This window comes from Streptomyces capoamus (assembly GCF_014654935.1).
GTDB classification, from domain to species: domain Bacteria; phylum Actinomycetota; class Actinomycetes; order Streptomycetales; family Streptomycetaceae; genus Streptomyces; species Streptomyces capoamus.
The window spans coordinates 23,797-35,078 of the sequence record NZ_BNBF01000003.1; the positions used below are offsets into that span (position 1 = coordinate 23,797).

The following is an 11,282-nucleotide window of genomic DNA, read 5'->3' on the forward strand; positions in this document are numbered from 1 at the left end:
CTCATGAACGGGAACGTAGCACCCGGACCCAGTTTCGTGGCACTCAGTGCAGCGCAAGCGCCCGTATGGGGGAACTGAGTGCTTCGCGATGCCCCGGAGGCACGGGAGGTTGCCGGGGGTGGCCGAAAATCGCCGTACTCTGCGGCGTAACCTTTCTCCGCCGTAGCCGGCGGCCACGTACCGCACCGCACTGCCCCGACCCGCGCCGCCCCGAGGAGCCCCCATGCCCGCCGCCCGCCCCCGCCTGCTCTACGTCACCGACCTGGCGTACCAGGCCCGCGGGCGCCGCTACTGCGACGAGGACATCTACCTCGCCGCGCGGCTGCGCGACCACTTCGACCTGGCCCTGTGCCACCCGCTGGACGCGACGGCCCTGATGGACGGTTTCGACGCCGTCGTCGTGCGCAACAGCGGACCCGTCCTCGGCTACCAGCGGGAGTACGACGCCTTCCGCGCCCGCGCACTCGCCACCGGCGCCCGGGTCTACAACCCGCTCACCGGCAAGGCGGACATGGCCGGCAAGCAGTACCTGCTCGACCTGACCGCCGCGGGCTTCCCCGTGATACCGACGGTCGACCGCGTCGAGGACGTGGACCGGCTGCCGGCCGCCGAGGAGTACGTGGTCAAGCCGAAGCTGGGCGCCGACTCCCTCGGCCTGCGGATCGTCCCCGGCAGCCGGCTCGCCCGGCTCCCCGCCGGGGACCTCCTGGTCCAGCCCCGCGTCGACTTCGCCTACGAGGTCTCCTTCTACTTCGTGGACGACGACTTCCAGTACGCGCTGTACGCCCCCGACCCCGACCGCCGTTGGGAGCTGACGCCCTACGCGGCCACCGCCGCGGACCTGGAGTTCGCCCGCCGGTTCATCGACTGGAACGACCTCGGGTACGGCATCCAGCGCGTCGACGCCTGCCGGACCCCGGACGGCGCCCTGCTGCTGGTCGAGCTGGAGGACCTCAACCCCTACCTGTCCCTGGACGCGCTGCCGGAGGAGGCCGGGGAAGCCTTCGCGACCGCGTTCACGGCGTCCCTGAGCCGGTTCGTGCAGGGAGCGCTCAGCCCGGCCTGACGCTGCCCGGGCCTGGGGCCCCTCCGCGCCGCCGAGACCGGCGTCAGCCCGTCGGCCAGGCCGCCATCGCCGTCTCGGCCACACGCTCCAGGGTCTCCCGGGGAGCCCCGTCGACCGCCTGCTGGTTCATCCCCTGGATCACCGCCGCGTAGAAGACCGCCAGCCCGTCGGCGTCCGTGCCGGCGGGGAGCCGCCCGGCGTCGACGTCGGCGCGGATGCGCGCCGCGATGGAGGCCTTGGTCTCCTCGCGCATCGCGCGCAGCTTGTCCTTCACGTCCTGTGAGCCGGGGGCGCAGTTGGCCGCCCCGGTGATGATGACGCATCCCGGCGGGTGGCCCGGATCCGTGTAGTCGGCCGCGAGGTGCCGCAGCAGCGCGGCGATCGCCGAGCGGGCGTCCGGTGCCCCCGGCAGGGGGGTCCCATAGGTGCGCCGGTACAACTCCACGGCCTCGTCGAACAGTTGCCGCTTGTCCCCGAAGGCGGCGTACAGGCTCGGCGGGTTGATCCCCATCGCCTCGGTCAGGGTGGCGACGGACGTCGTCTCGTACCCGTGCGTCCAGAACGCGCGCAGGGCGGCGGCGAGGGCCTGTTCGCGGTCGAAGGCGCGACGGCTCCGCCTGGCGGGGGCCCCGGCCCGGGCCTGTCCGGTGCTCATGGCCCCAGCCTACAGGCACCTGTAGCGATCGCTAAAGAACCTCTGCTACCGTCACCGCCATCGCGCTAGCTTTAGCGATCGCTAAAGCCGGTCGACCGGATCGGCCGGCGCCCTGAAAGGGAGACAAGATGGCCACCCCCCTGCATCCCGTCTTCGCCCGCACCGTCCGCGGCTCCGGCCCCGGTCTGCTCCTCGCCCACGGCGCGGGCGGCGGCATCGAGGCCAACTACGGGCCGATCATGGAAGGACTCGCCGCGCGGCACACCGTCGTCGGCGTCGACTACCCCGGCGCCGGCGCCACCCCGAGGACCGAGGGCCCCCTCGATCTCGACGAGCTGGCCGACCAGCTGGTCGCGGCGGCCGACGCGGAGGGGCTCGACACCTTCGCGGTCAGCGGGTACTCGCTGGGCGGGCCGGTGGCGATCCGCCTCGCCGCGCGCCACCCCGAGCGGGTCAGGTCACTGGTGCTGAGCGCGACGTTCGCCCACGCCGACACGCGCACCGACCTCGTCGCCTCCGTCTGGCAGCAGCTCTTCGAGGGCGGCCGGCACGCCGAGCTCGCCGCGTACCTGAACCTGATGACCCTGAGCGAGCCGGCCCTGAACGCGCTCACCCCCGCTCAGGTCCGGGCCGCCGCCGACCAGCTGGCCGCCGCCCTCCCCGCCGGCACCGGCGACCAGGTCGACCTGGTGCGGCGGGCCGACGTGCGCGGCGACCTCGCCGGCATCGCGGTACCGGCACTCGTCGTCGTCACCGCCGCCGACCCGCTCGTCTCCCCGTCCCTCCAGCGCGAGCTGGCCGCCGCCCTCCCCGCCGCCGAGGTCGCCGAACTCCCGAGCGGACACCTGCCGTTCCTGGAGCGCCCGCAGGACTGGCTCGCACTCATCGACGACTTCCTCGCCCGGCACTGACGGGGAGCCGGGGCCCGGGCTCCGGCTCCGGGCCGACACCGGGACACGTCGTTCCGGGCCGGTCTCCCGGCAGCCTGAACGGGGCCGTGCCGGGCGCCGTATCTCAGCGCGGGGGCGTGCCGGCCCCGGACCCGCGGGACGGAAGGAGAACCAGGTGCCCACACCGCCCGACCCCGGTCAACCGCCGCCCGGACAGGTGCCGGAGCCGGTCCGGGTCCTGCGGCCCCGCAGCTTCGACGCGCTCGCGGAGCTGATGCGGGAGTTCCGTCCCGACCCCGTGACGTTCGAGCCCCTCGGCGCGGCACCCGCCCCGCCGGCGCGGACGGCGCGTCCCGCCGAGGCCGACACCGGTCCGGCCGAGGCCGACACCGGTCCCGCTGAGGCCGACACCCGGGAGATACCGCCCGTCCGCGCCCCCCGGCGGTCGAGCACACCTCCCGCCGCGCCCCGTCCGGCCCCGCCCCGCACCGCGCCGCCCCGTTCGGCCCCACCCCGTACCGCGGCCGTCCCCGGTTCCGGATCCGGACCGCGCCGGGCCGCCGTGGCCGTGGCCGTGGCGGCCGCGGCACTCGTCGGGTTCGCCGGCGCCCTGCTGCTCCAGGGCCGCCAGCAGGCCGCAGCCACCGCCGCCCCGTCCCCGCCGGCCACCACCGCGCCCCCCAAGAGCGCGCCCTCTGCCACCACACCCTCTGCCACCGCGCCCTCTGCCACCAGGCCCGCCGCCCCCGCCCCGTCCCCACCGGCCTCCGGCGCGGCCGACCCGGACGGCCCCGGCACCCTCCGCCAGGGCGACACCGGCCCCGGGGTCACCGACCTCCAGCAGCGCCTGCTGCGCGTCCCGGACGTCTACCGCGGCGGCTCCGCCAGCGGCACCTACGACGCCACGCTCACCGAGGCCGTGGCCCGCTTCCAGCTCTGGTACGGCATCAGCGGTGACGAGAGGGGTGTCTACGGCGACGACACGCGCCGGGCGCTGGAGTCGCGCACGGGCATCGGGAACGATGCTTGAGGGCACCCGCATGAGCGAACGGGACCGAGCGGCAGCGGACGGGAGCGGACGGCATGGCGGACGAGAGCGGCACGCAGGGCGGGGCGGCGGAGCTGAGCGGCTTCTTCGACCGGCTGGACCCGGACATGTGCGTGGTGACCGTCGCGGCGAGCGGCGAACGGGCCGGCTGCCTGGTCGGTTTCGCGTCGCAGTGCTCCATCGAGCCGCTGCGGTTCGCCGTGTGGCTGTCCAAGGCCAACCGCACCTACCGGGTCGCCCGGGCCGCCCAGTTCCTCGCCGTCCATCTGGTCACCCGGGACCAGCGGGAACTGGCGGAACTCTTCGGCGGCGAGACGGGGGACGAGACGGACAAGTTCTCCCGGCTCGACTGGCGGGAGGGACACGGCGGCGCGGCCGTCCTGCCGGACACGGCGGCCTGGTTCGTCGGCAGCATCCTGCACCGCACCGACGGTGGCGACCACGTCGGTTTCGTGCTCGACCCGGTCCAGTGGGGCGGCGGGCGGCGCGGACCGCTGCTGCGGCTCTCCGACGCCATCGGCATCGACGCCGGACACCCCGTGAACTGACCTCCCGGCACCGCTATCCCTGCGCGTCCCGCTCCTCCTCCTCCGGCATCCGGATGTCCAGCACGCACACGTCGTCCCGCCGTTCCTCGGGGAGCATCGAGGCGAGCAGCGCGTCCAGGGAGTCGGACTCGCCGCGCCCGTGGACGCGCGCCGCCTCGGCCAGCCGGGCGAAGCCCGCGTCGAGACCCTCGCCGGGGCGCTCGACGAGGCCGTCGGTGTAGAGCAGCAGCCGGTCCCCGGGTTCCAGCCGCAGTTCCCGCGACTCGTAGGCGGAGCCGGACGTCGCGCCGAGCAGCATGCCGCCGGGGCGGTCCAGGAAGGACACCTCGCCCCGGCGCACCAGCAGCGGCGGCGGGTGCCCGGCCTGCGCCCAGGCCAGGACGTGCTGGTCGGGGTCGTAGCGGGCCAGCATCATGGTGGCGGTGATCTGGCCGTCCCGGGAGTGCAGCAGGAGCTGGTTCAGCCGTGCCAGCGCCCCGGTGAGCGAGGAGCCCGTGCTGACCATGCCCTTCGCGGTGAACCTGAGCTGGGCCATGGTGGCCACGGCGTCGATGCCGTGCCCCGCCACGTCACCGACCACGAACAACGCCTCGCTGTCGGGCAGTTCGATGGCGCTGAACCAGTCGCCGCCGACGTGGATCCCGGCCTGGGCGGGCAGGTAGGCGACCTCGACGCGCAGGCCGGCCAGCCGCACCGGCTTGCTGGGCAGCGGCAGCAGGGCGTGCTGCAGCCGGGCCGCCAGGGCCCGTTCGGCCTGGAGGATGCCGCGTTGCAGCAGCATCGCCCGTTCGCTCTCCATCAGTGCCAGTTCGGCGCTGCGCTGCGCGGTGAGGTCCTGGACGAAGCCGTGCACCTCCACCGGGGTGCCGTCGGGCGCCGTGACGGCCTCCGCCACCATCCGCAGGTGCCGGATCCCCGAGGGCGTGTCCATGCGGAACGGCACGTCGAACGGCCGTCCGCGCGACACGAGTCCGGCGATCGCGTGGGCCAGCGGCTCGCTGTCCTCCGGCACCGCCAGGTCGGGGAGCTGCTCCAGCCGGACCGGCTCCTGGCCGGGGACCAGACCGAGCACGGCGTACGTCTGCGCGGCCCAGGAGACCTCCTGGGTGAGCAGGTTCCAGTTCGCCCAGCCCAGGTTGCCCAGCCGCTGCACGTCGGACAGGCGCTGCTCCTGCCGGTCCACCGGGTCGTGCCGCAGCCAGGTCACCACCAGGCCCTCGCCCAGCGGGGCCGCCCGCACCGAGTAGGTGACGGTCACGGGCACCTCGCCGATCACGTCCTGGTAGGCGAACGGCTCGCCCTCGAAGGGCTCTCCGGTCTCCAGCGCCCGCAGATAGCCCTGCCACAGCGGTTCGCCCGCGACCGACGGGTAGCTCTCCAGGATGCGGCTGCCGACCATGGCCCGGCCGGTCCGGCCGAACACGTCGATCGCCTCCGGGGTGGCGGCGTCGATGCGGTAGTCCTCCACCTCGCCGGAGGCGGAGCGCAGCGGGGTCAGCAGGGTCGCCGCGCCCGGCAGCGCGTCGAACACGGCCTGCACGGTGGGGGAGAAGTCTCCCGGCGGGCTGTTCCGCGGGCTGTCGAAGGCCCGCAGCCGGCCCGCGACCAGCCGGGCCACGGCCCGCAGCAGCTCCCGCTCGCGCGGCTCGAACGGGCCGCCGCGCCGACGCAGCACGCCGAGGACGGCGTGGGCGGTGTCCCCGGCCGGCACGGGGAGCCAGGCCCGGGTGCGCCACCGTTCCGGGGGGTCCCCGATGAGCAGGTAGCGCGTGCGGTCGGTGGCGAGATCCTCCAGCCAGCGGGGCTCACCGGACCGCAGGGCGTCCATCGCGGCCACACCGGACACCGGGGGCAGCTGGCGCCACTGGGCGGCGAGGGTGGGATCGATGCCGGCGTACGCGGTCAGGCCCAGGCCGCCCTCGGGCAGCCGCTCGTAGAGCATCACCGCGTCGCCGTCGGCCTCCCGCGCCAGGTGTTCCAGCAGACGTCCGGCCAGTTGGTGCGGCGAGTCGACCCGGACCAGGTCGCGTGCGAGGTGCCCGAGCACACCCGCGAGGTCCGGGGTGTCCGCGGGCGCGGTCCGGGAGGGGGCGGCGCCGGCGGGCGGGGCGGCCGGGGTGGCGGCGGGCCGCTCCTTGGGCGGCAGGGCACCCAGGGTGAGCCAGCACTGTTCGAGGAGGGTGCGGTTGCCGTCCTTGGCGCGCCGGTCCAGCTCTTCCTGTGCCGCGTCCGGGGTACAGCCCGTGACGGCCATCAGTACGCCCTTGGCCCGCTCCAGGACCGCCGAGGTCGCGGCCAGGTCCCGCAGCCGCTCCATCTCCGCGCGCTGCCGGGCGACGACCTTGGCCAGCGCCGCCGGATCGGCGCCGGGGTCGCGGTCCGCCGGAGGCAGGGGCTCGCTCGTCACGCGACGAGCATTGCACACCTGGGGCCGTTCGATCACTCGTCTGCCGGGTCGGGATTCACAGGACCTCGGGGCCGGCTGCCCGCACCGGTGAAGACGCAGGTCGGACCGGGTTCAGCGGCTGGTGCCACGGCCGGTCAGGGCCTCGCTGACCGCGCGCACACTGCGTGCGATGTGCTGCAGCTGGAGTACCTCCGCCGCGTACATCTTGATCGTGTGTTCGATAACCGATTCGGGCAGTCCGAGCACCGGCAACTCGGCCCGGGCGGTCTGCAGGGCGGTCCGCGCGACCCGGATCTCCTGCTGCACCTGGATCTGCGCGTGCCGGGCGAGCAGGACGGGGTGCCGGATGAGCGCGGGATAGCTCGCGTACCGCGCGGGGATCAGCTCACGCAGCCACTTGGCCGCCGAGCGTTCCCAGTCGTACGAGCCCGGCGTCTTGACCTGACAGGGCCAGTCGGGGCTGATGCGCGTGCTGGTCAAAGGCATGATCATCGCTTCCGGTGTGCGGCGTCGTGAGGGTGTCGACGGATTCGGGGCGGCCCCGGCCTAGGGGATGGCCGGGGCCGCCACGGGCGCGTCGCGCAGACGACACGCCCCGGCGCACCCCGGCCGCCGACGTGGGTAGGGGTCGGCGGCGAGGGGTGTCCGTGCGGGGGCCCCGGGCGCGGGGGACCGGCGCTGTGTGCGGTGGTGCGTGCGCATGGGCGGTCCGTCGGCTTTCTCGGGGCGGTGGAGCGGGGGTGCGCCGAGCAGTATTTATATATACCGAGCAGTTTGCAAGACGTATGAAAACATTCATGCGCGTTCTGCGGTGAATCATCCCCGTTTCGGAAGGGGGAGGGCCGCAAGATCTTCACCGTTCGTCCGCCCCCGGCGGAAGGGGACCGGCCGGTAACCCCCGAGGAAGGCCGGAGGGAAGTCCCGGGGAAGTCCGGGAAGTCAGTCCCGGAGGAAGAACTGGTGCTGCTCGGAGAGCTGTTCGTACTTCTCCAGCCGCGCCTGGGTGCGCTCGGGGTCGGCGTCGGTCATGGCCTGCAGCAGCGCGGCGGCCAGGACTCCGGGCGCGGCATAGGAGTCGAACACCAGCCGGGAACCGGTGCCGGTGGCGAAGGCGACGTCGGCCTCGTCGGCCAGCGGTCCCAGCGCCAGGTCGGTCACCAGGGCCACCTTCAGGCCCGCCCCGCGCGCCACCCGGACGGCCTGGAGCGTCTCCTGCGAGTGCCGCGGCATGGCGAAGGCGAGCACCCAGCTGCCGCCCGCCGCGCGGGACTGCAGCAGCGCGTCGTAGGCCACGCTGCCGCCGCGGGTCACCAGCCGCACGTCCGGGTGGATGCGGCGGGCGGCGTACCCGAAGTACTCGGCGAGCGACTCCGAGATGCGCAGGCCCAGCACGGTCAGCGGGGTGGAGCGGGACAGTTCGCGGCCGACGTGGATGACCCGGTCGGGATCGGCGAGGTCGCGCCGCAGGTTCTCCAGGTTCTCGATCTCGGCGTCGACGGCCGCCTGCAGCTCGTTGGCCCGGTTCTCCTCGCCCGGCCCGCCGGCCAGGCTGCTGAGCGCGATCGACTGGAGCCGCTCGCGCAGCGCGGGGTAGCCGCTGAAGCCGACGGCTGCGGCGAAGCGGGTGACGGAGGGCTGGCTGACCCCGACCCGGTCGGCCAGCTCGGTGATCGACAGGAACGCGGCCTCGGTGATGTGCTCGATCAGGTACTGGGCGATGCGCCGCTGCCCCGGCGACAGACGCGGGCCGTCGAAGAGCTCCCTCAGCCGGGAGGTCGGGGCGGCATCGGCCTCGGGCGCCGACTTTCCCGACGTGATCGCTGATGCCTGTGCGCGTGCCTGCTGCGGCGAGGGCACCGGTCGGCCTCCTTTGTCTGCCACGAGCACTCAACATAGCTCACCGACCCCCGTGACCAGGCGGTTGGAGCAGGGCCTCACCGGCGGTACAGGCTGATCGAATGGCCCACCTCGCCGATCGGCCGGCTGTCCGCGATCAGCTCGGCGAGCCGCCCGCGCGCCTTGGCGACGGCCGAGTCCGACACCACCAGCAGCCCGTGCACCCGGTCGGGTGGCACGCTCCGCGGATCGGCGGCGTGGATTCCGTAGGAGGACGGCACCCCGCTGCCCTTGTACACCAGCCACACCCGCTCGCCGGGATACCGCTCCCGGAGCCGGTCGGCGAGCCGGCCCAGGTCCTGGCCCCAGTCCACGTTCGAGTCGTGCAGCAGCCGGTGCGTGTTCGCCGGCCCGCCGAACGCCTCGTTCGCGTACGGCAGGTAGTACGGGAACGCGCGCACCGAACTCACCGCCACCCACAGCACCAGCGCGCCGGTCACCGCCCGCGCCCACCGCCGGCGCGGCGCGAGCGCACCGGCCGCCGCCACCGCCAGGAACACCGGCACGAACAACGCGTACCGGGTGCCGAAGTCCCGCGATCCGGTCATCGCCGCCGCCAGCAGCACCCCCGGCACCGCCAGCAGGTACGGCGCCACGGGCCGCAGCCGGCGCCGCGCCGCGCACGCCACGGCACCGGCCCCGCCCAGCGCGAGCAGCCCCAGCGGCGTCTTCACCAGCAGGGCGGCCGGCAGGTAGTACCAGAGCGAACCGGTGTACAGGCGCCCGAACAGGTACCCCTGCCACGGATAGTCCTCCAGGTGGAACTGCACCCGCATCCCGGCCCGGTACGCCCGCGGCACCGGCAGCAGGTCCGCCAGCCGCCCCCGCAGCCCGTGCACCCCCGGCACCGGCTCGGCGGGCACGAACCGCAGCCGCGGATCCACGGCCAGATATGCGGCCCACACGACGGCGACCGCGACGGCCGCCACGACCACCGCGGCCACCAGCGCGGACACCGCCGGCCGCCGCGCCCCGAGCCGGGGGAGCGGCCGCCAGGAGACCCCGCCGGACCGGTGGGCCGTCAGCGCGGACAGCGCCGCCAGCGCCATCACCACCGGCACCGCCGGCAGGGCGCTCATCTTCGTCGCCACGGCCGCGCCCAGCGCCGCGCCCGTCAGCGGCAGGTACCGGGCGGGGCGGCGGCGGGCCAGCCAGGCCAGCCGGCACGCCGTCAGGAGCAGGGCGACGGCCGGCATGTCCAGCGTGGCCAGGGAGCCGTGGGCGATCACGTCGGGCGAGAACGCGTACAGGGCGAGCGCCACCAGTCCGCCCGCCGTACCGGTCAGGTCCCGGGCGAACGCGAACACCACCAGCCCGCACAGCAGGGTCAGCGCGATCACCGGCAGCCGCGCCCACAGCATCAGCCGCCCCGGGTCGTTGCCCGAGGCGTACAGCAGGTGCCGGCCCACCTCGCCCTGGGTGCCGGTGTACGACGGGTCGTAGTGCGGGTCCGCGACCGCCACCCCGGCCGCGATCAGCAGCTTCCCCAGCGGCGGGTGCTCGGGGTTGTAGCGCAGCCGGTGCTCGCGCAGGTAGTCGGTGGCCGTGGCGACGTACACCGGCTCGTCGATCGTCGGGGTCTGCTGGACGGCCGTGGTGACCATCGCCGCGGCCATCTGCCCGAGCAGCAGGGCGACCAGGAGCGGCGGCAGCCACCCGCGGTGCCGGCGCAGCCGGGCGTACCGGTCCGCCGGGGCCCGCCGTACCGGCCCCGTGGTGGCTTCGGGCGTGAGGACCTGCTGGTGTGCGCGCGCCATCGTCCGTCCCGCGGCGGCACCGGCCGTGCGGGGGCGGGCGGACCGGGGCCGGACCGATGGCCCCCGCCGTCGCACCGCCGCCGCTCCCGCCGGGGTCACCGCCGCACGAGTCGTACCGGCAGACCTTCTGCCGTGTACACGGGTACGGCCCGCGGCCCGCCCGGGTTCACCTCGATCCGACCCGACCGACCGAACCGACCGACGGGGACGGAGATACGGCACCGCGTGTCAGCGCAGCACGTCCGCCGGCACCACCAGGTCCGCGTGCTCCCGGGTCGCCGCGACCAGGTCGGCGTTGGCCTGGTCGGTGCCCTGCACCCAGGACACGGCCGCCGCGTGCTCCTTGCCGAACTCCTCGTGCCGGGCGACCAGCCGGCGCACCCGCTCCTCCTCGTCGATCTCGCAGAACCACACCTCGTCCAGGCAGGGCCGCACCCGCGCCCACGATCCCTCCCGCAGCAGCAGGTAGTTGCCCTCCGTCACCACCAGCCGGGCCTCGGGAGGCACCGGGATCGCGCCGGCGAGCGGCTGCTCCAGCACCCGCTCGAAGCCCGGCGCGTACACCACCTCGCCGGTCTCCTCGCGCAGCCGCCGCAGCAGCGCCGCGTACCCGCCCGCGTCGAAGGTGTCCGGCGCGCCCTTGCGGTGCCGGCGGCCCAGCCGGTCCAGTTCCGCGTCGGCGAGGTGGAAGCCGTCCATCGGCACGTGCGCCGCCCACGGCGGTCCCCCGTCGTTCAGGGCGGCCACCAGGCGTTCGGCCAGAGTCGTCTTGCCCGCGCCGGGACTGCCCGCGATGCCGAGCAGGGCACGCCGGCCGTCCCCGGGCAGGGCGCGGGCACGGAGGAGGAGGTCGTCGAAGGTCAGTGGCACACCGCAGAGTGTGGCACCGCCCGCGCGGGCGGCATGTGGCGTGCGCCACTTACTGGAGCGCTGCGGACGGGGAAGAGTCCTGGGTATGACTCAGCTCGGTCTGCCCGACACCATCCAGGCCTGTCTCTTCGACCTCGACGGGGTC

At 74.7% G+C, this 11,282-nt stretch carries 11 protein-coding genes; 5 read left to right on the plus strand and 6 right to left on the minus strand.

Going from position 1 to position 11,282, the window contains the following annotated elements; genetic code table 11:
• Window positions 1–223: 223 nt before the first annotated feature.
• Window positions 224–1,066: an ATP-grasp domain-containing protein gene (locus tag IE312_RS06025; RefSeq protein ID WP_189979031.1), complete on the plus strand. Its 843-nt coding sequence runs from the start codon at window positions 224–226 to the stop codon at window positions 1,064–1,066.
• Between the two features lie 43 nt (window positions 1,067–1,109).
• Here IE312_RS06025 and IE312_RS06030 read toward each other — a convergent pair whose 3' ends face one another.
• Window positions 1,110–1,721, minus strand: coding sequence for a TetR/AcrR family transcriptional regulator (locus IE312_RS06030; RefSeq protein ID WP_189979033.1), 612 nt, complete (start codon window positions 1,719–1,721; stop codon window positions 1,110–1,112).
• 128 nt (window positions 1,722–1,849) lie between these two features.
• On the opposite strand from IE312_RS06030, the gene IE312_RS06035 reads away from it, so the two are divergent.
• The 3 genes from IE312_RS06035 (at window position 1,850) to IE312_RS06045 (ending at window position 4,207) form a co-directional block, all read left to right on the plus strand.
• On the plus strand, window positions 1,850–2,632 hold the full coding sequence (locus IE312_RS06035) for an alpha/beta fold hydrolase (protein WP_189979035.1): 783 nt from the start codon (window positions 1,850–1,852) through the stop codon (window positions 2,630–2,632).
• A 154-nt stretch (window positions 2,633–2,786) separates the two neighbouring features.
• Window positions 2,787–3,641: a peptidoglycan-binding protein gene (locus tag IE312_RS06040; RefSeq protein ID WP_229899158.1), complete on the plus strand. Its 855-nt coding sequence runs from the start codon at window positions 2,787–2,789 to the stop codon at window positions 3,639–3,641.
• Between the two features lie 53 nt (window positions 3,642–3,694).
• A complete protein-coding gene (locus tag IE312_RS06045) occupies window positions 3,695–4,207 on the plus strand; it encodes a flavin reductase family protein (RefSeq protein WP_189979037.1) in 513 nt (170 codons plus the stop codon).
• Between the two features lie 13 nt (window positions 4,208–4,220).
• Here the strand turns inward: IE312_RS06045 and IE312_RS06050 are convergent, their stop codons facing one another.
• The 5 genes from IE312_RS06050 to IE312_RS06070 all read right to left on the minus strand — a co-directional run bounded on the left by IE312_RS06050 (window position 4,221) and on the right by IE312_RS06070 (window position 11,137).
• A complete protein-coding gene (locus IE312_RS06050; RefSeq protein ID WP_370467519.1) occupies window positions 4,221–6,614 on the minus strand; it encodes a SpoIIE family protein phosphatase in 2,394 nt (797 codons plus the stop codon).
• A 111-nt stretch (window positions 6,615–6,725) separates the two neighbouring features.
• A complete protein-coding gene (locus tag IE312_RS06055) occupies window positions 6,726–7,106 on the minus strand; it encodes a hypothetical protein (protein WP_189979039.1) in 381 nt (126 codons plus the stop codon).
• Between the two features lie 447 nt (window positions 7,107–7,553).
• A complete protein-coding gene (locus IE312_RS06060) occupies window positions 7,554–8,471 on the minus strand; it encodes a MurR/RpiR family transcriptional regulator (RefSeq protein WP_189979041.1) in 918 nt (305 codons plus the stop codon).
• A gap of 77 nt (window positions 8,472–8,548) precedes the next feature.
• Window positions 8,549–10,267 (minus strand): phospholipid carrier-dependent glycosyltransferase, encoded by a 1,719-nt coding sequence (locus IE312_RS06065; RefSeq protein WP_189979049.1) that lies wholly within the window; start codon window positions 10,265–10,267, stop codon window positions 8,549–8,551.
• Between the two features lie 228 nt (window positions 10,268–10,495).
• A complete protein-coding gene (locus tag IE312_RS06070) occupies window positions 10,496–11,137 on the minus strand; it encodes a nucleoside/nucleotide kinase family protein (protein ID WP_189979051.1) in 642 nt (213 codons plus the stop codon).
• Window positions 11,138–11,222: 85 nt separating this feature from the next.
• On the opposite strand from IE312_RS06070, the gene IE312_RS44095 reads away from it, so the two are divergent.
• On the plus strand, window positions 11,223–11,282 hold a 60-nt coding region (locus IE312_RS44095), incomplete at its 3' end, for a hypothetical protein (protein WP_368859998.1).

Excerpts from the sequence above, each read along its gene's own strand:
- IE312_RS06045 (WP_189979037.1), top strand. The coding sequence starts at position 3,695 with ATGGCGGACGAGAGCGGCACGCAGGGCGGGGCGGCGGAGCTGAGCGGC.
- IE312_RS06025 (WP_189979031.1), top strand. The coding sequence starts at position 224 with ATGCCCGCCGCCCGCCCCCGCCTGCTCTACGTCACCGACCTGGCGTAC.
- IE312_RS06030 (WP_189979033.1), bottom strand. The coding sequence starts at position 1,721 with ATGAGCACCGGACAGGCCCGGGCCGGGGCCCCCGCCAGGCGGAGCCGT.
- IE312_RS06065 (WP_189979049.1), bottom strand. The coding sequence starts at position 10,267 with ATGGCGCGCGCACACCAGCAGGTCCTCACGCCCGAAGCCACCACGGGG.
- IE312_RS06055 (WP_189979039.1), bottom strand. The coding sequence starts at position 7,106 with ATGATCATGCCTTTGACCAGCACGCGCATCAGCCCCGACTGGCCCTGT.
- IE312_RS06035 (WP_189979035.1), top strand. The coding sequence starts at position 1,850 with ATGGCCACCCCCCTGCATCCCGTCTTCGCCCGCACCGTCCGCGGCTCC.